General features: G+C 67.3%; 20 protein-coding genes and 1 tRNA gene. 18 read left to right on the forward strand and 3 right to left on the reverse strand.

What is annotated here, in order from left to right:
* Positions 1–43: 43 nt before the first annotated feature.
* On the reverse strand, positions 44–2050 hold the full coding sequence (locus tag HWX55_RS20735) for a monovalent cation:proton antiporter family protein (protein ID WP_175977115.1): 2007 nt from the start codon (positions 2048–2050) through the stop codon (positions 44–46).
* A 125-nt stretch (positions 2051–2175) separates the two neighbouring features.
* On the opposite strand from HWX55_RS20735, the gene kdsD reads away from it, so the two are divergent.
* From kdsD to HWX55_RS20790, 11 genes are all read left to right on the forward strand, one after another.
* A complete protein-coding gene (kdsD, locus tag HWX55_RS20740; protein ID WP_089488829.1) occupies positions 2176–3159 on the forward strand; it encodes an arabinose 5-phosphate isomerase KdsD in 984 nt (327 codons plus the stop codon).
* On the forward strand, positions 3159–3695 hold the full coding sequence (locus HWX55_RS20745) for an HAD family hydrolase (protein WP_175977116.1): 537 nt from the start codon (positions 3159–3161) through the stop codon (positions 3693–3695). Before kdsD ends, HWX55_RS20745 begins: the two co-directional genes overlap by 1 nt.
* Before the next feature lie 3 nt (positions 3696–3698).
* Positions 3699–4313: an LPS export ABC transporter periplasmic protein LptC gene (gene lptC, locus HWX55_RS20750; protein WP_175977117.1), complete on the forward strand. Its 615-nt coding sequence runs from the start codon at positions 3699–3701 to the stop codon at positions 4311–4313.
* Positions 4314–4333: 20 nt separating this feature from the next.
* Positions 4334–4999 carry a lipopolysaccharide transport periplasmic protein LptA gene (lptA, locus tag HWX55_RS20755; RefSeq protein WP_050014883.1) on the forward strand — a complete coding sequence of 222 codons (666 nt, stop codon included), beginning with the start codon at positions 4334–4336 and terminating at the stop codon, positions 4997–4999.
* Positions 4996–5772, forward strand: coding sequence for an LPS export ABC transporter ATP-binding protein (lptB, locus tag HWX55_RS20760; RefSeq protein WP_050014881.1), 777 nt, complete (start codon positions 4996–4998; stop codon positions 5770–5772). The genes lptA and lptB overlap by 4 nt, the downstream gene beginning before the upstream one ends.
* A gap of 172 nt (positions 5773–5944) precedes the next feature.
* Positions 5945–7450: an RNA polymerase factor sigma-54 gene (locus HWX55_RS20765; RefSeq protein WP_175977118.1), complete on the forward strand. Its 1506-nt coding sequence runs from the start codon at positions 5945–5947 to the stop codon at positions 7448–7450.
* 159 nt (positions 7451–7609) lie between these two features.
* The gene (gene raiA / locus HWX55_RS20770) at positions 7610–7969 is read left to right on the forward strand and encodes a ribosome-associated translation inhibitor RaiA (protein WP_006477786.1); all 360 of its coding nucleotides are present in this window, start codon (positions 7610–7612) and stop codon (positions 7967–7969) included.
* 167 nt (positions 7970–8136) lie between these two features.
* A complete protein-coding gene (locus HWX55_RS20775; protein WP_011546240.1) occupies positions 8137–8676 on the forward strand; it encodes a PTS sugar transporter subunit IIA in 540 nt (179 codons plus the stop codon).
* 129 nt (positions 8677–8805) lie between these two features.
* Positions 8806–9774: an HPr(Ser) kinase/phosphatase gene (gene hprK / locus HWX55_RS20780; protein WP_006483133.1), complete on the forward strand. Its 969-nt coding sequence runs from the start codon at positions 8806–8808 to the stop codon at positions 9772–9774.
* Between the two features lie 74 nt (positions 9775–9848).
* Positions 9849–10757, forward strand: coding sequence for an RNase adapter RapZ (gene rapZ, locus HWX55_RS20785; RefSeq protein ID WP_050014875.1), 909 nt, complete (start codon positions 9849–9851; stop codon positions 10755–10757).
* 27 nt (positions 10758–10784) lie between these two features.
* Entirely contained in the window at positions 10785–11420 is a 636-nt protein-coding gene (locus HWX55_RS20790) for an LON peptidase substrate-binding domain-containing protein (protein ID WP_050014873.1), read from the forward strand.
* Positions 11421–11533: 113 nt separating this feature from the next.
* Here HWX55_RS20790 and mutY read toward each other — a convergent pair whose 3' ends face one another.
* Together mutY and mutM are read right to left on the reverse strand one after the other, a co-directional pair.
* Positions 11534–12640: an A/G-specific adenine glycosylase gene (gene mutY / locus HWX55_RS20795; protein WP_050014871.1), complete on the reverse strand. Its 1107-nt coding sequence runs from the start codon at positions 12638–12640 to the stop codon at positions 11534–11536.
* A gap of 24 nt (positions 12641–12664) precedes the next feature.
* Positions 12665–13492, reverse strand: a complete 828-nt coding sequence (gene mutM / locus HWX55_RS20800) for a bifunctional DNA-formamidopyrimidine glycosylase/DNA-(apurinic or apyrimidinic site) lyase (protein ID WP_050014869.1) — start codon at positions 13490–13492, stop codon at positions 12665–12667.
* A gap of 246 nt (positions 13493–13738) precedes the next feature.
* Here mutM and HWX55_RS20805 point away from each other — a divergent pair, with 246 nt between their 5' ends.
* The 7 genes from HWX55_RS20805 (at position 13739) to pth (ending at position 19714) form a co-directional block, all read left to right on the forward strand.
* Positions 13739–15562: a tetratricopeptide repeat protein gene (locus HWX55_RS20805; RefSeq protein ID WP_175977119.1), complete on the forward strand. Its 1824-nt coding sequence runs from the start codon at positions 13739–13741 to the stop codon at positions 15560–15562.
* On the forward strand, positions 15562–16182 hold the full coding sequence (gene lolB / locus HWX55_RS20810; protein WP_175977120.1) for a lipoprotein insertase outer membrane protein LolB: 621 nt from the start codon (positions 15562–15564) through the stop codon (positions 16180–16182). Before HWX55_RS20805 ends, lolB begins: the two co-directional genes overlap by 1 nt.
* 27 nt (positions 16183–16209) lie before the next feature.
* Positions 16210–17091: a 4-(cytidine 5'-diphospho)-2-C-methyl-D-erythritol kinase gene (ispE, locus tag HWX55_RS20815; protein WP_175977121.1), complete on the forward strand. Its 882-nt coding sequence runs from the start codon at positions 16210–16212 to the stop codon at positions 17089–17091.
* Positions 17092–17146: 55 nt separating this feature from the next.
* Positions 17147–17223, forward strand: a tRNA-Gln gene (locus tag HWX55_RS20820).
* A gap of 44 nt (positions 17224–17267) precedes the next feature.
* Positions 17268–18230, forward strand: coding sequence for a ribose-phosphate pyrophosphokinase (locus HWX55_RS20825; protein WP_050014861.1), 963 nt, complete (start codon positions 17268–17270; stop codon positions 18228–18230).
* 158 nt (positions 18231–18388) lie between these two features.
* On the forward strand, positions 18389–18994 hold the full coding sequence (locus HWX55_RS20830; RefSeq protein ID WP_011546248.1) for a 50S ribosomal protein L25/general stress protein Ctc: 606 nt from the start codon (positions 18389–18391) through the stop codon (positions 18992–18994).
* 120 nt (positions 18995–19114) lie between these two features.
* Positions 19115–19714: an aminoacyl-tRNA hydrolase gene (gene pth, locus HWX55_RS20835; RefSeq protein WP_050014859.1), complete on the forward strand. Its 600-nt coding sequence runs from the start codon at positions 19115–19117 to the stop codon at positions 19712–19714.
* The last annotated feature ends 59 nt before the right edge of the window (positions 19715–19773 follow it).

Here is a 19773-nt window from a genome sequence, read left to right on the forward strand (position 1 = left end):
GGCACCGTTTCTGATCAATACGGGTCAGGTTGTGAATCGCGGCTCACGCAGCCGCGGCCGGCGGGTCGCGCCGATGGCGCGACAACCGCTCCTCCGCGAGCGCGAGCGCCTCGGGCAGCCCGCGCAGCACCACGATGTCGCTCGCGCGCAGCTTGGTCTGCGGATCGGGTTCGACGCCGCGGATGCCGTGCCGGCGGATCGCCGTGACTTCCAGCCCGAGCGCGTACAGCCCCAGTTCTTCCAGCGAACGCCCGACTGCGTCCGCACGCGCATCGACCGGCACCGATTGTAGCCGCACCTGCTCGTGGTCGTCGTCGTCCGCATCGTCCGCGCCGCGGAAATAGCCGCGTAGCAGGCTGTAGCGCTCGTCGCGCATCTCCTCGACGCGCCGCACGACCTTGCGCATCGGCACGCCGACCAGCACCAGCGTGTGCGACGCGAGCATCAGGCTGCCCTCGACGATTTCCGGAATCACCTCGGTCGCGCCGGCCGCGAGCAGCTTCTCGAGATCGGCGTCGTCGACGGTGCGCACGATCGCCGGCAGCGTCGGCTCCAGCTCGTGCACGTGATGCAGCACGCGCAGCGCGGACGGCGTGTTCGCATAGGTGATCGCGACGGCCGCCGCCCGATGGATACCGGCCGCGAGCAGCGATTCGCGGCGCGCCGCGTCGCCGAACACGACCGATTCGCCGGCCGTCGCGGCCGCGCTCACGCGATCGGGGTCGAGGTCGAGCGCGACGTACGAAATGCCTTCCTGCTCGAGCATGCGCGCGAGGTTCTGCCCGGCACGACCGTAGCCGCAGATAATCACGTGGCCGCGCTGCTTCAGGCTTTGCGTCGCGATCCGCGTCATCTGCAGCGACTGCTGCATCCATTCGGTCGACGACAGCCGCATCACGATGCGGTCCGCGTTCTGGATCAGGAACGGCGCGGCGAGCATCGACAGCAGCATCGACGCGAGGATCGCCTGCAGCAGCGTCGAATCGACGAGGTGCCGGTCGAGGATCAGGTTCAGCAGCACGAAGCCGAATTCGCCGGCCTGCGCGAGGCCGATGCCCGTGCGCATCGCGACGCCCGGCGTCGCGCCGAACAGCCGCGCGAGCCCGGCGATCATCGTCGCCTTGAACAGGATCTGCCCGACGAAGAAGCCGAGCACGATCAACGGATGCTCCCAGATCACGCGCGGATCGAGCAGCATCCCGGTCGTCACGAAGAACAGGCCGAGCAGCACGTCGCGGAACGGCTTGATGTCCTCTTCCACCTGATGGCGGAACGGCGTCTCGGAAATGAGCATCCCCGCGATGAACGCGCCGAGCGCGAGCGACAGGCCGAACTTGTCGGTGATGAACGCGGCGCCCAGCGTGACGAGCAGCAGGTTCAGCACGAACAGCTCCTGCGAGCGGCGCCGCGCGACGACGTTGAGCCAGCGCGTCATGAAGCGCTGTCCGATGACCAGCAGCAGCGTGAGCGCGATCACGATCTTGACCGCCGCGACGCCGAGCGTGAGCGCGAGGTCCTTCGACGATTCGGCGCCGAACGCGGCGATCACGATCAGCAGCGGCACGACCGCGAGATCCTGGAACAGCAGCACGCCGAAGATGTTGCGGCCGTGCTCGGTCTCGATCTCGAGCCGCTCGGCAAGCATCTTCGACACGATCGCCGTCGACGACATCGCGAGCGCGCCGCCGAGCGCGATGCTGCCCTGCCACGTGAGATGCTCCCAGCGCTCGAACAGCGCGCCGAGCGCGAGCGCGAGTACCAGCGTCGCGACGACCTGCAGCAGCCCGAGCCCGAACACGAGCCGCTGCATCGACCTCAGCTTCGCCAGCGAGAATTCGAGGCCGATCGAGAACATCAGGAACACCACGCCGAATTCCGCGAGGTGCTCGGCCCGTTCGAGATCCGCCGTGATGCCAAGCGCGTGCGGGCCGACCAGGATGCCGACGGTCAGGTAGCCGAGCATCGGCGGCAGGTTCAACGAGCGGAATACGACGACGCCCACCACCGAGGCCAGCAGCAGCAGCAGGGTCATTTCGAGCGGGGAAATCACAGGCGAAGCGTCCTCGTTCGTCGGGGCCACGGCAAGGCGGGCGCGGGTTGTGGCGGGGGGCAGGCGACCTCGGACGAGTCCGAAGGCGCGGCGCGGCGAACAAACGCCTTTGCTATACTCCGCGCATGATAGCGAAAATCAATGATGATCGGGCGCTCGCGCTCGCCCGCGACGTGCTCGACATCGAGGCGGACGCCGTGCGCGCGCTGCGCGACCAGCTCGACGGCGGCTTCGTCGAGGCCGTGGCGCTGCTGCTCGGCTGCCGCGGCCGCGTCGTGGTCTCCGGGATCGGCAAATCGGGGCATATCGCCCGCAAGATCGCAGCCACGCTGGCCAGCACCGGTACGCCGGCCTTCTTCGTCCACCCTGCCGAGGCCAGCCACGGCGACCTCGGGATGGTCACCTCCGACGACGTCTTCATCGGCATCTCCTATTCCGGCGAATCGGAAGAACTCGTCGCAATCCTGCCGCTCGTGAAGCGGATCGGCGCGAAGCTGATCGCGATCACGGGCCGCGCGGGGTCGAGCCTCGGCACGCTCGCCGACGTGCACCTGAACGCCGCGGTGTCGAAGGAAGCGTGCCCGCTGAACCTCGCGCCCACCGCGAGCACGACCGCCGCGCTCGCGCTCGGCGACGCGCTCGCCGTCGCCGTGCTCGACGCGCGCGGCTTCGGTTCGGAAGATTTCGCGCGCTCGCATCCGGGCGGCGCGCTCGGCCGGCGCCTGCTCACCTACGTACGCGACGTGATGCGCTCGGGCGACGATGTCCCGTCCGTCGGGCTCGATGCGACGCTGTCGGACGCGCTGTTCCAGATCACCGCGAAGCGCCTCGGCATGACGGCCGTGGTCGACGCCGACGGCAAGGTCGCCGGCATCTTCACCGACGGCGACCTGCGCCGCGTGCTCGCCCGCGACGGCGACTTCCGCACGCTGCCGATCACCGAAGTGATGACGCGCAACCCGCGCACGATCGCGCCGGATCATCTGGCCGTCGAGGCCGTGGAACTGATGGAGCGCCACCGGATCAACCAGATGCTGGTCGTCGATGCCGACGGCGCGCTGATCGGCGCGCTGAACATGCACGACCTGTTTTCGAAGAAGGTGATCTGATGAGCGCAGCGCTGACTGCGGCCGAACGCGCGAGCCGCGTGAAGCTGATGATTTTCGACGTCGACGGCGTGCTGACCGACGGCGGCCTGCTGTTTACCGCGGCCGGCGACGCGATGAAGTCGTTCAATTCGCTCGACGGCCACGGCGTGAAGCTGCTCGGCGAAGCCGGCATCGCGACCGCGATCATCACGGGCCGCCGCTCGGAGATCGTCGCGGCGCGCGCGAAGGAAATGAAGATCGCGCACCTGTTCCAGGGCGTCGAGAACAAGCTCGCCGTGTTCGCCGACCTGATCGCGTCGCTCGGCCTGACGGCCGACGCATGCGGCTACATGGGCGACGACTGGCCCGACCTGCCGGTGCTGCTGCGCTGCGGCTTCGCCGCGGCCCCCGCGAACGCGCACCCCGACGTGATCGCCCGCGCGCACTGGGTCGCCGAGGCCCGCGGCGGCCACGGCGCCGTGCGCGAGGTCTGCGATGCGATCCTGCGCGCGCAGCGCCGCTACGACGCGCTGCTCGCCGCCGCCTGCGGAGCCTGACCGATGAGCACGCATTTCCGCTGGACCCAGATGCTGCCGCTCGCCGCGGTCGCCGCGCTCGCGGGCGTCACCTGGTGGCTGCTGCAGGCCACGCTGCCGCCGCCCGGCGAGGGCGTCGCGCAGCCGAAGCGCCACACGCCCGACTATTTCGCGGACAACTTCTCGGTCACCGAGCTCGACCAGACCGGCACGACCCAGTACCGGCTGACGGCCGCGAAGCTGGTTCATTACGAAGACACCGAAGGCAGCGACCTGACCGATCCGGCCATGCGCGCGTTCCAGCCCGGCAAGCCGGTCGTGACGACCACCGCGAAGCGCGGCACCGTCAACGGCGACGTGTCGATCGTCGATTTGTACGACGATGCGCGCGTCCTGCGCGCGGCCGGCGGCGGCGATCCGCAGATGCAGGCCGATTCCCAGCATTTCCGGATCTTCGTCAATGACGATGTGATCCAGACCGAAAAGCCGGTTAAACTTCAGCGCGGCCTGTCGCTCGTCAACGCGACCGACGGCATGAAGTACAACAACGTCACCCGGGTCATCGAGCTTTACGGCAACGTGCGCGGCACGATTGCCGCGGCGGACACGTCCGGCGGCTCGAAAGGTCAACCCAAGTGACGCATCCCTCACGTGACTGCATGAACGAACCGTTCCCTCGACTGATTTCCGGCGGCGCTGCGCGCGCCGTCCGCGCCGCGCTCGCCGCGACGCTCGTGGCGCTCCCGCTCGTCGGGCTGGCGCCGCTCGCCCATGCCGAGAAGGCCGACCAGAACAAGCCGATCAACGTCGAGGCCGACAACCTGACCTACGACGACCTGAAGCAGGTCACGGTCGCGACCGGCAACGTCGTGATCACGAAGGGCACGATCATCATCAAGGGCGATCGCGTCGAAGTGCGCCAGGACCCGGAAGGCTATCAGTACGCGACCTCGTTCGGCAGCGGCAAGAAGCACGCGACGTTCCGCCAGAAGCGCGAAGGCCTCGACGAATACATCGACGGCGACGCCGAGCGCATCGACTACGACGGCAAGCAGGACCTGACCACGCTGACCACCGCCGCGACCGTGCGCCGCCTGCAGGGCACGTCGACGGTCGCCGACACCGTGCACGGCAGCGTGATCACGTACGACGGCCAGCGCGACTTCTACACCGCGAAGGGCGGCAAGGACGTCGCGGCGCCGGGCAACCCGAACGGCCGCGTGCGCGCGATGCTGTCGCCGAAGAACGGCGGCCCCGCGCCGCTGAACGGCGCGCCGGCCAAGCTGTCGCCGTCGACCACGATCCAGGGAGCACCGGGCCAATGAACGCGCTTCCGAACCGCCAGCCGGCCGGCACGACGAGCTCGCTCGTCGTCCGCAACCTGAAGAAGCGCTACGGCTCGCGCACGGTCGTCAAGGACGTGTCGCTCGACGTGAAGAGCGGCGAAGTCGTCGGCCTGCTCGGCCCGAACGGCGCCGGCAAGACCACGTCGTTCTACATGATCGTCGGCCTCGTGCCGACGGACGCGGGCGAGATCTCGCTGAACGGCAGCTCGATCGGCCTGCTGCCGATCCACAAGCGCGCGTCGCTCGGCCTGTCGTACCTGCCGCAGGAAGCGTCCGTGTTCCGCAAGCTGACCGTCGAGGAAAACATCCGCGCGGTGCTCGAGCTGCAGTACGGCGAGGACGGCAAGCGCCTGTCGAAGGACGCGATCTCGTCGCGCACCGAAGCGCTGCTCGACGAGCTGCAGATCGGCCACCTGCGCGAGAATCCCGCGCTGTCGCTGTCGGGCGGCGAACGGCGCCGCGTCGAAATCGCGCGCGCGCTCGCGACCAACCCGAACTTCATCCTGCTCGACGAACCGTTCGCCGGCGTCGACCCGATCGCGGTGCTCGAGATCCAGAAGATCGTCAAGTTCCTGAAGCAGCGCAACATCGGCGTGCTGATCACGGACCACAACGTCCGCGAAACGCTCGGCATCTGCGACCACGCGTACATCATCAGCGACGGGTCGGTGCTGGCCGCCGGCGCGCCGAGCGAAATCATCGAAAACGAAAGCGTGCGCCGCGTGTACCTCGGCGAACACTTCCGCATGTAACGTCCTCCTCGTGGCTGGCTGCACCCCGCCCGGCATCGCCGCGCGGGGCTGCGCCCCGCTTTGCATCCACGCCCGCGGCCCTGCCCGCGGCCGGGCGGCGCGCCGCGCGTAATCGCGGATGGCTCAATGCGCCTGGGTCGTGGCAAACTGCCGGTATGACTCCCTCCTTGCCATGAAAGCCAGCCTTCAACTCCGCCTGTCGCAACATCTTGCGCTGACGCCTCAGCTGCAGCAGTCGATCCGGCTCCTGCAGTTGTCGACGCTCGAATTGCAGCAGGAAGTCGCGATGGCCGTCGCGCAGAACCCGCTGCTCGAGAACGACGACGAATGGATCGCGAGCCCGCTGCGCGTCGCGGCCGACGGATCGCTGATCGCGCAGACGCCGCCCGCACAGAACACCGAGCCGGCCGCGACGAACGGCAGCAGCACGTCCAGCGACCGCGCCGAGCGCGACGAGCCGGCCGGCGCCGACGAATACGACGGCTACGGGTCCGGCGACGGCAACGACGGCCCGCAGTGGAATCTCGACGAATACGGCCGCTCGAGCGGCGCGTCCGACGACGACGACCTGCCGCCGCTGCAGGTGCAGGAAGCCGCGACGTCGCTGCGCGACCACCTGTCCGCGCAATTGCGCGTCACGCAGGCCGGCCCGCGCGACCGCGCGCTCGTGATGTTCCTGATCGAATCGCTCGACGACGACGGCTACCTGACCACCACGCTGGACGAAGTGCTCGCCGACCTGCCGCCCGAACTGGAAATCGACTGCGACGAACTGAACGCGGCGCTCGCGCTGCTGCACAGCTTCGACCCGGCCGGCGTCGGCGCGCGCTCGGCCTCCGAATGCCTGAAGCTGCAGCTGCTGCGCCTCGATCCGTCCCCCACGCGTACGCTCGCGCTGGAGATCGTGTCGCAGCATCTCGAGCTGCTCGCCGCACGCGACTTCACACGGTTGCGCAAGCACCTGAAGGCGAGCGACGACGCGCTGCGCGACGCGCATGCGCTGATCCGCTCGCTGGAGCCGTTCCCCGGCGCCGCATACGGCAAGGCCGAGGCCGACTACGTCGTGCCCGACATCATCGTGAAGAAGGCCGGCCAGGGATGGCTCGCGGAGCTCAATCCGGAGGTCGTGCCGCGCCTGCGGATCAACAACCTGTACGCGAACATCCTGCGCAACAGCCGCGGCGATCCGTCGGCCGGATCGCTGAAGCAGCAGCTCCAGGAAGCACGCTGGTTGATCAAGAACATCCAGCAGCGTTTCGACACGATCCTGCGTGTCGCGCAGGCTATTGTCGAGCGTCAGAAGAATTTCTTTGCGCACGGTGAAATTGCCATGCGCCCCTTGGTTTTGCGGGAAATAGCTGATACGCTGGGCCTACACGAGTCGACTGTCAGCCGTGTGACAACCGGGAAGTACATGCTGACCCCGTTCGGGACGCTTGAATTTAAGTACTTCTTCGGATCTCACGTCTCGACCGACACCGGTGGCGCCGCGTCGTCGACCGCCATCCGAGCCCTCATCAAGCAACTGATAGGAGCTGAAGACCCAAAATCGCCACTTTCGGACAGCCGCATTGCCGAGCTGCTGGCAGAACAGGGTTTCGTGGTCGCGCGCCGCACGGTTGCGAAATATCGCGAAGCCCTCAAGATCCCGGCAGTGAATCTGCGCAAGTCTCTTTAAGCCTGCTGCCTGCCCGGCGGCAGGCGTGTCCCGACCACCGCGCACACGGGGAACAGGCCGGGCGACCTGTCCGCGATACGCCGCCTTCGTGCGGCACGGGCAAGTCGACCGGAGCGCCGCCTCGATGCGGCCGGGTGGTCACTCGCTTGGAGAAGCACTATGAACCTGAAGATCAGTGGACATCATCTCGAAGTCACGCCTGCAATTCGCGAATACGTGATCACCAAGCTGGACCGGGTGCTACGGCATAGCGATCAGGTGATCGATGGCACTGTGATCCTCTCGGTCGACAACCACAAGGAAAAGGACAAGCAGCAGCGCGCGGAAATCAACCTGCACCTGAAGGGCAAGGACATCTTCGTCGAAAGCGCGAACGGCAACCTGTATGCCGCGATCGATCTGTTGATCGACAAGCTGGATCGCCAGGTCGTCAAGCACATGGAGCGCCTGCAAACGCATGCGCACGACCCGATCAAGCTGCAGCCGTCGATCGACCAGATCGAACTGCCGCCGCAATAACCGTCACCGCAACACGCACGCCGCCCGGTTCGCCGGGCGTTTTTTTTGCCACGCCGAGCACAGGTGCAACCGGTCCGTCCGTGCTGCGCCACGCACGCGGCTGTGCTCTATAATGTTCCGGTTATCGCCGGGGGGTGTTGGATGCGGTAGCGGCGTTGCAGGTTGCCATGCCACATGCCTTGATATCGCCGAACATGGAAAATCAGTCCGCCGCCGCAAGGAGACCCCAGGCCGCCCAATCGCCTGCCAACATGAATCGCCTAGCCAAAATCCTGCCCATAGAGAACGTCGTCATCGACCTCTCGGTCACCAGCAAGAAACGCGTCTTCGAACAAGCCGGGCTGATGTTCGAGAATCAGAACGGCATCGGTCGCAGCACCGTCACGGACAACCTGTTCGCGCGCGAGCGCCTCGGTTCGACCGGGCTCGGCGAAGGTGTCGCGATTCCGCACGGCCGCATCAAGGGCCTCAAGCATCCGCTCGCCGCGTTCGTCCGCCTCGCCGATGCGATCCCGTTCGAAGCGCCCGACGGCCAGCCTGTCGGCCTCCTGATCTTCCTGCTCGTCCCCGAGCAAGCCACCCAGCAGCACCTCGAGATCCTGTCGGAAATCGCGCAACTGCTGTCCGATCGCGACGCGCGCGAGCGTCTGCACAACGAAACGGATATCGCCGAGTTGCATCGCCTGCTCACTCAGTGGCAACCTTGAGTTGTTCCGGGCGGAATATTTCCCCGTACGAGGCGGCACGCGCCGCCGTCCAGGGCCGCCCGGCGCCGGCCCGGCATGGCGACGTCCGTCGCCGCGCGCCCGCACCGGCCCATTGGAGTGACGAGAGTCATGGATACGTCCAGCATCAACGCCCAGAGCATCTTCGACGACAACGCAGCGACGCTGAAACTGAGCTGGCTGACGGGGCATGAAGGCTGGGAACGCGGCTTTTCGGCCGACACGGTCGGCAACGCGACGTCCAGCGCCGACCTCGTCGGCCACCTGAACCTGATCCACCCGAACCGGATCCAGGTGCTCGGCGAAGCCGAGATCGACTACTACCAGCGCCAGACCGACGAAGACCGCTCGCGCCACATGGCCGAGCTGATCGCACTCGAACCGCCGTTCCTCGTCGTCGCCGGCGGCGCCGCGGCGCCGCCCGAACTGGTGCTGCGCTGCACGCGCTCGTCCACGCCGCTGTTCACGACGCCGATGTCGGCCGCCGCGGTGATCGACAGCCTGCGGCTTTACATGTCGCGCATCCTCGCGCCGCGCGCGACGCTGCACGGCGTGTTCCTCGACATCCTCGGGATGGGCGTGCTGCTGACCGGCGATTCGGGTCTCGGCAAGAGCGAGCTCGGCCTCGAGCTGATCAGCCGCGGCCATGGCCTCGTCGCCGACGACGCGGTCGATTTCGTCCGTCTTGGCCCCGATTTCGTCGAAGGGCGCTGCCCGCCGCTGCTGCAGAACCTGCTCGAAGTGCGCGGCCTCGGCCTGCTCGACATCAAGACGATCTTCGGCGAAACCGCGGTACGGCGGAAAATGAAGCTGAAGCTGATCGTCCAGCTCGTGCGGCGCCCCGACGGCGAATTCCAGCGCCTGCCGCTCGAAAGCCAGACCGTCGACGTGCTCGGCTTGCCGATCAGCAAGGTCACGATCCAGGTCGCGGCCGGCCGCAACCTCGCGGTGCTCGTCGAGGCGGCCGTCCGGAACACGATCCTGCAGTTGCGCGGAATCGACACGTTGCGCGATTTCATGGATCGGCAACGACTCGCGATGCAGGACCCCGACAGTCAGTTCCCCGGCAAACTGGTGTAACCCGCACGCGCCGGCCGCGCAACGCCGACGCGTCGAGCCGGTGCTATGATGAAACGTCAGGATTCTCTGTTCCCATGCGCATCGTCCTCATCACCGGCATCTCCGGCTCAGGCAAGTCCGTCGCGCTGAACGCGCTCGAAGACGCAGGCTATTACTGCGTCGACAACCTGCCGCCGCACGTGCTTCCCGAACTCGCCCGCTACCTCGCGCAGGACGGCCAGCGCCGGCTCGCGGTCGCGATCGACGCGCGCTCGAGCGCGTCGCTCGACGAAATGCCCGGCCTGATCCGCGAGCTGTCCCGCGAGCACGACGTGCGCGTGCTGTTCCTCAACGCGAGCACCCAGGCGCTGATCCAGCGCTTCTCCGAAACGCGCCGCCGCCATCCGCTGTCCGGCTCGCGGTCGCACGATGCGGACGTCGGCCTGCTGTCGTCGCTCGAGGAAGCGATCGAGCGCGAGCGCGAGCTCGTCGCACCGCTCGCCGAATTCGGCCATCAGATCGACACCAGCACGCTGCGCGCGAACGCGCTGCGCACCTGGGTCAAGCGCTTCATCGAGCAGAAGAACAACGACCTGATGGTGATGTTCGAATCGTTCGGCTTCAAGCGCGGCGTGCCGCTCGACGCCGACCTGATGTTCGACGTGCGCGCGCTGCCGAACCCGTACTACGACCACGAGCTGCGCCCGCTCACCGGGCTCGACCAGCCGGTCATCGCCTTTCTCGACGCACTGCCGATCGTCCACCAGATGATCGACGACATCCATGCGTTCCTGATGAAATGGCTGCCGCACTTCCGCGACGACAACCGCAGCTATCTGACCGTCGCCATCGGCTGCACGGGCGGCCAGCATCGCTCGGTGTTCATCGCGGAAACGCTCGCCGCGCGCCTCGCGCGCGACGCGAACGTGATCGTGCGGCATCGTGACGCGCCAGTGGATGTCGACGCGTCGTCGCGGCTCGTCTCCGAGGTCGACCGACCCTAGCGACACCCGCCCCCACGCCCGCGCGCCATGTCCTCCCTATCGACCACCCTGATCGACCTGCCGCTGTTTCCGCTGCACACGGTGCTGTTTCCCGGAGGGCTGCTCCCGCTCAAGGTGTTCGAGGCGCGCTATCTCGACATGTCGCGCGCGTGCCTGCGCGACGACGCACCGTTCGGCGTGTGCCTGCTCAAGAGCGGGCCCGAAGTCGCGCAGGACGGCGCGGTGTCGGTGCCCGAGACCATCGGCTGCATGGCGCGCATCACCGAGTGCGATACCGGCGAATTCGGGATGCTGTATCTGCAGGCGGTCGGCACGCAGCGTTTCGAGCTGCTGTCGTATCGCGTCGAAGGCAACGGGCTGCTGGTCGGCATCGCGGAGCCGCTGCCCGACGACATCCCGCTCGAAGGCGAACAGGCGCTCGCGCAGTTCGGCTCGTGCGCCGAGGTGCTCGAGCGCATCATCGACGCGCTGAAGAAATCCGATCCGCAGAAAATGCCGTTCGGCGAACCGTTCCGCCTCGACGATCCGAGCTGGGTAGCGAATCGCCTCGCGGAGCTGCTGCCGCTCGACCTGCGCGCGCGGCAGAAGCTGATGGAGTTTCCGGACGTCGGCGCGCGCATCGACGCCGTGCACCACGTGCTCGACCGGCACGGCTGGCTGTAGCGACCGCGTCCGGTCCGTCGCGCATCGCGCGTCGCGCCCCCCGAAGGTCTTTCCTGCGCGCGGCAACGCCGCGCCCTCCCGAACGCGGCCCGCGCCGCGCCCTTCCCCGTTCGTTACAGCAGCGGCCCGCTCAGCGCATCGAGCAACTTGCGCACGGGCGCCGGCACGCCGTACGCGTCGAGCCGGCTCAGCGGCACCCACGCTGTGTCCGCGTCCCGCGCCTGCGACGGCAGGCCGCCGCCGTCCGCCAGATCGCTCAGCCGCGGCTCGATCTCGAGCCGGAAATGCGTGAACGTATGCGTGAGCGGCGCGAGCGGCACCGTGCCGCCACCGCCGAAGCCGCGCGCGAGATCCGCGAGCGCGGCATCGCCGTCCGCTTGCGGCAGGCTCCACAGGCCGCCCCAGATGCCGGTCGGCGGCCGTCGCTCGAGCAGCACGGCGTCGCCGTCGCGCAGCACGAGCATCCACGTCTTGCGCGTCGGCACGGCCTTCTTCGGCCGCGCGGCCGGCAGTTCGCGCTGGCGGCCGGTCGATTGCGCAACGCAGTCGCCCGCGAATGGGCAGCGCGCGCAGTCGGGCTTGCCGCGCACGCACAGCGTCGCGCCCAGATCCATCAGCCCCTGCGTGTACGCGCTCACGTCGGCCGCATTCGCGGCATCGGGCAGCAGCGATTCGGCGAGCGCCCACATGTCGTTCTCGACACGCTTCTCGCCCGGAAAGCCCTCGACGCCGAAGACCCGCGCGAGCACGCGCTTCACGTTGCCGTCGAGGATCGTCGCGCGCGCGCCGTATGCAAACGACGCGATCGCGGCGGCCGTCGAGCGGCCGATCCCAGGCAGTTCGGCCAATGCGTCGGGCGTCGCCGGAAACGCGCCGCCGTGCTCGGCGACGACGACCTGCGCGCAGCGGTGCAGGTTGCGCGCGCGCGAGTAGTAGCCGAGCCCCGCCCACAGCGCCATCACGTCGTCGGTCGGCGCGGCCGCGAGCGCGGCGACGTCGGGGTAGCGGTCGAGAAAACGCGTGTAATACGGGATGACGGTCGACACCTGCGTCTGCTGCAGCATGATTTCCGACAGCCAGATCCGGTACGGATCGCGGGTGTTCTGCCAGGGCAGGTCATGGCGGCCATGCTCGCGCTGCCACGCGACGAGACGCGTGGCGAACGTGCGGTGCAGCGGCGTGACGGGGAACGGAGCGGGGGCGATGCGGGGCGGCTTCAAGTTGTCTGATCGTGGAAAAGGGTTTCAACGCTGGCACGTCGGGCAGAAATAGGTCGACCGCTGGCCCTGCACGATCTGGCGGATCGATGTGCCGCAGACGCGGCACGGCTGGCCGGCGCGATCGTAGACGAAGCAGTCGAGCTGGAAGTAGCCGCTTTCGCCGTTGCTGCCGACGAAATCGCGCAACGTGCTGCCGCCGCGCTCGATCGCGTCGGCGAGCGTCGCGCGCACCGCATCGGCCAGCCGCTCGTAGCGCGGCAGCGACACCTTGCCGGCGGCCGTCGTCGGCCGGATGCCGGCGCGAAACAGGCTCTCCGACGCATAGATGTTGCCGACGCCGACGACCATGTCGCCCGCGAGCAGCGCCTGCTTGACCGACACCGTGCGGCCGCGCGTGCGCGCATGCAGCAGCGCGCCGGTGAACGCCGGCGAGAACGGCTCGACGCCGAGGCTCGCGAGCAGCGGATGCGCATGCACGTCGCCGGCTTCGCGCGGGTGCCACAGCACGGCGCCGAAGCGGCGCGGATCGCGAAACCGCAGCACGAATTCGTCGAAGATCCAGTCGATGTGATCGTGCTTCGCGGCGACCGGCACGCCGGCCGCGGGCAGCACGCGCAGCGTGCCCGTCATCCCGAGATGGACGATGAACCAGCCCGCATCGACTTCGAACAGCAGGTACTTGCCGCGGCGCTCGACGGCGAGCACCTCGCGCGCGCGCAACTGCTCGGCGAGCCCCGCCGGCACGGGCCAGCGCAGCATCGCGGTACGGACGTCGACACGCTCGACGCGGCGGCCCGCGACAAAGGGCTCGATGCCCCGGCGCGTGACTTCGACTTCTGGCAACTCTGGCATGTTTTGCGGGTCTGAGGCTACGGTCTGCTTACATGGGGAACGCGCATGCGCCGCCGCGAGAACGGCCGTTCTCGCGGCGACTCCGAATTAAACACGGGAATGCCCGAAATCGCCGGCCTGGCAGCCCGCGAGGCGGGCGATTTCGGGCATTCGCATGGGGATTCCGCAGGCAAGCGGACCCTATCACGATCGTGCGTGTATTGTAGCGAGCGCGTTACAATCGGTTGAAACATCGAACGGATTTCCATGACTCTGCCCTCGAAGCTGCTTCAGAAGCGCCCCGCCGCCGTGCGCGGCGCGCGCGCCTTCCCGGTCCGCCGTGCACTCGGTGCCGCGCTGTTTGCCGCCTGGACCCTCACCGCCTTTCCGGCCCACGCGCAGGCTCCGGCATCGGACGACGCGGAGCCGCAGGGTGCGTTCGAGCATGTGATGCCGGACGAGCAGAAGAATCTCCCCGGCGTCCCGCTGACGAGCCAGATCGTCTATCAGGTGCTCGCGGCCGAGGTCGCGCTCCAGCGCAACCAGCCGGCACCGGCGTACCAGACCTACCTCGCGCTTGCCCGCGACACGCGCGATCCGCGCATGGCGCAGCGCGCGACCGAAATCGCACTCGGCGCGCAGAGCCCGGCCGACGCGCTGTCCGCCGCGAACCTGTGGCGGCAGTACGCACCGGATTCGAACCGCGCGTCGCAGGTCGACGCCGCGCTGCTGGTGCTCGCCGGCAAGCCGGCCGACGCGCAGCCGATGCTCGCGCGCGAGCTGGCCCGCGCGACCGGCGACACGCGCGGCCCGGCGATCCTCGCGCTGCAGGCGCTGCTCGTGCGCGGCCCCGACCGCGTCGGCGGCCTCGCGGTGCTGAAGGACATGCTGAAGAACGACATGAATCGCCCCGAGGCGCAGCTCGCGATCGCGCGGCAGCAGCTCGCGGTCGACGACAAGGACGGCGCCGCGCAATCGCTGAAGCAGGCGCTGCAGATCCGCCCCGACTACCTGCCGGCGGCGCTGATGCTGTCGCAGATGGGGCCGGCGGAGCGCGCGGCGGGCATCGCGTCGTTCGAGAAGTATGTTCAGCAGAATCCGAAGTCGCGCGACGCGCGGCTCGCGCTGTCGCAGCTCTATCTCGCCGACGATCGCCTCGACGACGCGCAGAAGCAGTTCGAGACGATGCGCAAGCTCGACGCGAAGGATCCGACGCCGCTGATGGCGCTCGCGCTGATCAAGATCCAGCAGAAGAAACTCGACGAGGCGACCGGCTACCTGAAGCAGTACGTGCAGCTCGGCGACAAGCAGCCGAACCTCGACGTCGGCCAGGGCTACATCTACCTCGCGCAGATCGCGATCGACCAGAACAACGACGCGCAGGCGTCGCAATGGCTCGACAAGGTCGACCAGACGAGCCAGCACTACCTGCCCGCGCAGATCACGCGTGCGCAACTGCTGCAGAAACAGGGCAAGACCGACGAGGCGCGCAAGGTGCTCGACAACCTGCCGATCTCGGATCCGCGCGACGCGGCCGTGGTCGCGCGCACCGATGCGTCGATCCTGTTCACCGCGAAGCGCTATCCGGAAGCGGAAGCGCGGCTCGGGCAAGCGGTCCAGGACTTCCCGGACGATCCCGACCTGCGCTACGACTACGCGATGGCGGCCGAAAAGACCGGCCACTACGCGACGATGGAAAAGCAGTTGCGCGAGCTGATCCGTACGCAGCCCGACAACCCGCAGGCCTACAACGCGCTCGGCTATTCGCTCGCCGACCGCAACCAGCGCCTGCCCGAGGCGAGCAAGCTGATCGACAAGGCGATGGCCCTCGCGCCGAACGACGCGTACATCATGGACAGCCTCGGCTGGGTGAAGTACCGGATGGGCGACACGGCCGGCGCGACGAAGGTGCTGCAGCGTGCCTACGAACTGCAGCCGAACGCGGAAATCGGCGCGCATCTCGGCGAAGTGCTGTGGAAGAGCGGCGCGCAGGACGACGCGCGCAACGCGTTGCGTGCCGCGCAGAAGCTCGAGCCCGACAACGAAACGCTCGTGCAGACGCTCAAACGCCTGCAGATCAACGGCCTCTGATGCGGATGTTCCCGATGTTTTCCCGGTTCTCCCGCGCGCAGCGCACGCTGGCCGCGGCCGGCGCGGCGCTTGCGCTCGCCGGCTGCGCGAGCACGCCGCCGGCGGCCCACGCGCCGACGGGCGCCGCGCTGCAGACGGCGGCGACGCATGCGTACCATGGCCGCTTCGCGGTGCGGTACGACGATCGTCTCGGCAACCCGCAGAACGTGTACGGCAACTTCGACTGGCAGGAGCACGGCGACGACGTGTCGCTCGAGCTGCGCAGCCCGCTCGGCCAGACGCTCGCGGTCGTGAAATCGTCCCCGCGCGCGGCGTCGCTCGAATTGCCGAACCGCCCGACCCAATATGCGCCCGACGTCGGCGACCTGATGCAGAAAACGCTCGGCTTCGAGCTGCCGCTCGCGGGCCTGCGCTACTGGCTGCTGCCGACCGCCGCACCCGCGACGCCCGCGGAAACCGTGCGCGACCCGGCCGACGGCACGCGCATCAAGCAGTTGCGCCAGGAAGGCTGGACGATCGACTACCTTGCCTACGCGGATGCCCCGGCCACGGGCGTCAAACGCGTCAACCTCGTGCGCGCGACGCCGCCGCTCGACATCAAGCTCGTGCTCGATCAGTGAGCACGCGCGCCTAGCCCCGATACCCGCATGACCGATTCGACCCGCTCGCTGCGCAACTGCCTGGCGCCCGCGAAACTCAACCTGTTCCTGCACATTACCGGCCGTCGTCCGAACGGCTATCACGATCTGCAGAGCGTATTCCAGCTGCTGAACTGGGGCGATACGCTGCACTTCACGCGGCGCGACGACGGCCGCGTCGCACGCGTCACCGACGTGCCCGGCGTGCCCGAGGAAAGCGATCTCGTCGTGCGCGCGGCGAACCTGCTGAAAGCGCATACGGGCACCGCGCACGGCGTCGACATCGAGATCGACAAGATCCTGCCGATGGGCGCCGGCCTCGGCGGCGGCAGCTCCGACGCGGCGACGACGCTGCTCGCGCTGAACCGCCTGTGGCAACTCGATGTGCCGCGCGCCGAACTCCAGTCGCTCGCGGTCAAACTCGGCGCCGACGTCCCGTTTTTTATTTTCGGAAAAAATGCGTTCGCAGAGGGTATCGGAGAAGAATTAGCTGAGGTACAATTGCCGACTCGCTGGTTCTTGGTTGTGACGCCACGCGTTCATGTCCCGACCGCTGAAATATTTTCAGATGAGTTGTTGACAAGAGATACGAAGCCCGTCACAATTGCTGACTTTCTTGCACAGCAAACCAGCGATGCGGAATGGCCAGATAGCTTCGGCCGGAACGATATGCAGGAAGTTGTAACAAGGAAGTACGCGGAAGTTGCGCAGGTGGTCAAATGGTTGTATGATGTGACCCCCGCGAGGATGACCGGCTCCGGAGCAAGCGTGTTTGCAGCGTTTCACAGCAAGCACGAGGCAGAAGCGGCGAAAGCCAGGCTGCCCGCCAGTTGGAACGGCGCAGTTGCCGAGAGTCTGAACGAGCATCCGCTCTTCGCTTTCGCGTCATGAAGTTTTACTTTGCCGAACGGCCTACACAAGTTCGGTGAAGTTATCAGTTAAGTGTAGGGGAGTCGCCAAGTTGGTCAAGGCACCGGATTTTGATTCCGGCATGCGAGGGTTCGAGTCCTTCCTCCCCTGCCAAAAATTTTCCCGCATTTCCCGCCCAAGCCTGAAGCAGGTGCACGATGAGCAGCCACAGCCATGATGGCCTGATGGTCTTTACTGGCAACGCGAATCCCGCGCTCGCCCAGGAAGTCGTCAGTATCCTTGGTATTCCCCTCGGCAAAGCGATGGTCAGCCGTTTCTCCGACGGCGAGATCCAGGTCGAGATCCAGGAAAACGTGCGCGGCAAGGACGTCTTCGTCCTGCAATCCACGTGCGCACCGGCGAACGACAATCTGATGGAACTGATGATCATGGTCGATGCGCTCAAGCGCGCATCCGCCGGCCGGATCACCGCTGCCATCCCCTACTTCGGCTATGCCCGTCAGGATCGCCGCCCGCGTTCGGCGCGCGTCGCGATCTCGGCGAAGATCGTCGCGAACATGCTGGAAATCGCCGGCGTCGAGCGGATCATCACGATGGATCTGCACGCCGACCAGATTCAGGGCTTCTTCGACATCCCGGTCGACAACATCTACGCGACGCCGATCCTGCTGGGCGACCTGCGCAAGCAGAACTACTCGGATCTGCTCGTCGTGTCGCCGGACGTCGGCGGCGTGGTGCGTGCCCGGGCACTCGCGAAGCAGCTGAACTGCGATCTCGCGATCATCGACAAGCGTCGTCCGAAGGCGAACGTCGCCGAAGTGATGAACATCATCGGTGAAGTCGAAGGCCGCACCTGCGTGATCATGGACGACATGGTCGATACGGCCGGCACGCTGTGCAAGGCCGCACAAGTGCTGAAGGATCGCGGCGCGAAGCAGGTTTTTGCCTACGCGACGCATCCGGTGCTGTCGGGCGGCGCCGCAGATCGCATCGCCGCATCGGCACTCGACGAGCTGGTCGTCACCGATACGATTCCGCTGTCGGCCGAATCGCTGGCATGCTCGAAGATCCGCTCGCTGACGAGCGCGAGCCTGCTGGCCGAGACGTTCTCGCGGATTCGCCGCGGCGATTCGGTGATGTCGCTGTTCGCGGAATCCTGATCGCGAATCGACGGAACAAAGCATGCGCGGAAAGCGAAGCGGCAACGCTTCGCTTTTTGCACAATCGGACGGGATAGACGAAACCCCGGCCGTTTCATCGGGGGCCGCTTGATGGCCCCGTTTTACTGCCTGGTCGCGGGCAGCACATGGAGAATCACATGAAAGTCGTCGCTTTCGAGCGCCAACAGCAAGGTACGGGTGCGAGCCGCCGCCTGCGCAACGCCGGTAAGACCACGGGTATCGTCTACGGTGGCGAAGCCGCCCCGCAAAAGATCGAACTGGATCACAACGCGCTGTGGCATGCACTGAAGAAGGAAGCCTTCCACTCGTCGATCCTCGACCTGGAAGTCGCTGGCCAGTCGCAACAGGTTCTGCTGCGCGACGTGCAATACCACCCGTTCAAGCAACTCGTGCTGCACGTGGACTTCCAACGCGTCGACGCGAAGAAGAAGCTGCACACGAAGGCACCGCTGCACTTCCTGAACGCAGAAGTCAGCCCGGCCGTGAAGCTGTCGAGCGCGATCGTTTCGCACGTCGCGACGGAAATCGAAATCGAGTGCCTGCCGGCCGACCTGCCGGAGTTCCTCGAAGTCGACCTGTCGAAGATCGAAGCCGGTCAATCGCTGCACGCGAAGGACATCGCGCTGCCGAAGGGCGTCGCGCTGGTCGCGCACGTCGACGCGGAAAACCCGGTCATCGCTTCGGCGACGGTCCCGGCGGGTGCCGTGTCGGACGCAGCAGAAGGCGAAACGCCGGCTGCCTAAGCGGCTGCCTGCACGCCCCATCGATCCGTTTCTCGAAACGGTCGACGCAACCCGCCGCGGCTTGCCCGGCGGGTTTTTCTTTTTCTGCGCCCAGGCGGCCGCCGCCGCCTTCGAAACGTCATGATCAAACTGATCGTCGGCCTCGGCAATCCCGGGGCGGAATACACCGCGACGCGCCACAACGCCGGTTTCTGGCTGATCGACCAGCTCGCCCGCGAAGCCGGCACGACGCTGCGCGACGAGCGCCGCTTCCACGGCTTCTACGCGAAAGCGCGCCTGCACGGCGAGGAAGTCCATCTGCTCGAGCCGCAGACCTACATGAACCGCTCGGGCCAGTCGGTCGTCGCGCTCGCGCAATTCTTCAAGATCCTGCCCGACCAGATCCTCGTCGCGCACGACGAGCTCGACCTGCCGCCCGGCACCGTGAAGCTGAAGCTCGGCGGCGGCAGCGGCGGCCACAACGGCCTGAAGGACATCACCGCGCACCTGTCGTCGCAGCAATACTGGCGGCTGCGGATCGGCATCGGCCATCCGCGCGACCTGATTCCGGAAAGCGCGCGCGCCGGCGCGAAGCCCGACGTCGCGAACTTCGTGCTGAAACCGCCGCGCCGCGACGAGCAGGACGTGATCGACGCATCGATCGAACGCGCGCTCGCCGTGATGCCGATGGTCGTCAAGGGCGAACTCGATCGCGCGACGATGCAGCTGCATCGCAACTGACCGCACCGCGCACCGGCCCGGTGCATCGGCCGTCCGACGCCATCCGGCGGCCTCGCCTG

The organism is Burkholderia sp. BCC1047, from assembly GCF_902833155.1.
Taxonomy (GTDB): domain Bacteria; phylum Pseudomonadota; class Gammaproteobacteria; order Burkholderiales; family Burkholderiaceae; genus Burkholderia; species Burkholderia sola.

What these genes read in the sequence shown, in the direction of transcription:
- kdsD (WP_089488829.1), top strand. Translation starts at nt 2,176, where the DNA reads ATGATAGCGAAAATCAATGATGATCGGGCGCTCGCGCTCGCCCGCGAC.
- HWX55_RS20745 (WP_175977116.1), top strand. Translation starts at nt 3,159, where the DNA reads ATGAGCGCAGCGCTGACTGCGGCCGAACGCGCGAGCCGCGTGAAGCTG.
- lptC (WP_175977117.1), top strand. Translation starts at nt 3,699, where the DNA reads ATGAGCACGCATTTCCGCTGGACCCAGATGCTGCCGCTCGCCGCGGTC.
- lptA (WP_050014883.1), top strand. Translation starts at nt 4,334, where the DNA reads ATGAACGAACCGTTCCCTCGACTGATTTCCGGCGGCGCTGCGCGCGCC.
- lptB (WP_050014881.1), top strand. Translation starts at nt 4,996, where the DNA reads ATGAACGCGCTTCCGAACCGCCAGCCGGCCGGCACGACGAGCTCGCTC.
- HWX55_RS20765 (WP_175977118.1), top strand. Translation starts at nt 5,945, where the DNA reads ATGAAAGCCAGCCTTCAACTCCGCCTGTCGCAACATCTTGCGCTGACG.
- raiA (WP_006477786.1), top strand. Translation starts at nt 7,610, where the DNA reads ATGAACCTGAAGATCAGTGGACATCATCTCGAAGTCACGCCTGCAATT.
- HWX55_RS20775 (WP_011546240.1), top strand. Translation starts at nt 8,137, where the DNA reads ATGCCACATGCCTTGATATCGCCGAACATGGAAAATCAGTCCGCCGCC.
- hprK (WP_006483133.1), top strand. Translation starts at nt 8,806, where the DNA reads ATGGATACGTCCAGCATCAACGCCCAGAGCATCTTCGACGACAACGCA.
- rapZ (WP_050014875.1), top strand. Translation starts at nt 9,849, where the DNA reads ATGCGCATCGTCCTCATCACCGGCATCTCCGGCTCAGGCAAGTCCGTC.
- HWX55_RS20790 (WP_050014873.1), top strand. Translation starts at nt 10,785, where the DNA reads ATGTCCTCCCTATCGACCACCCTGATCGACCTGCCGCTGTTTCCGCTG.
- mutM (WP_050014869.1), bottom strand. Translation starts at nt 13,492, where the DNA reads ATGCCAGAGTTGCCAGAAGTCGAAGTCACGCGCCGGGGCATCGAGCCC.
- HWX55_RS20805 (WP_175977119.1), top strand. Translation starts at nt 13,739, where the DNA reads ATGACTCTGCCCTCGAAGCTGCTTCAGAAGCGCCCCGCCGCCGTGCGC.
- lolB (WP_175977120.1), top strand. Translation starts at nt 15,562, where the DNA reads ATGCGGATGTTCCCGATGTTTTCCCGGTTCTCCCGCGCGCAGCGCACG.
- ispE (WP_175977121.1), top strand. Translation starts at nt 16,210, where the DNA reads ATGACCGATTCGACCCGCTCGCTGCGCAACTGCCTGGCGCCCGCGAAA.
- HWX55_RS20825 (WP_050014861.1), top strand. Translation starts at nt 17,268, where the DNA reads ATGAGCAGCCACAGCCATGATGGCCTGATGGTCTTTACTGGCAACGCG.
- HWX55_RS20830 (WP_011546248.1), top strand. Translation starts at nt 18,389, where the DNA reads ATGAAAGTCGTCGCTTTCGAGCGCCAACAGCAAGGTACGGGTGCGAGC.
- pth (WP_050014859.1), top strand. Translation starts at nt 19,115, where the DNA reads ATGATCAAACTGATCGTCGGCCTCGGCAATCCCGGGGCGGAATACACC.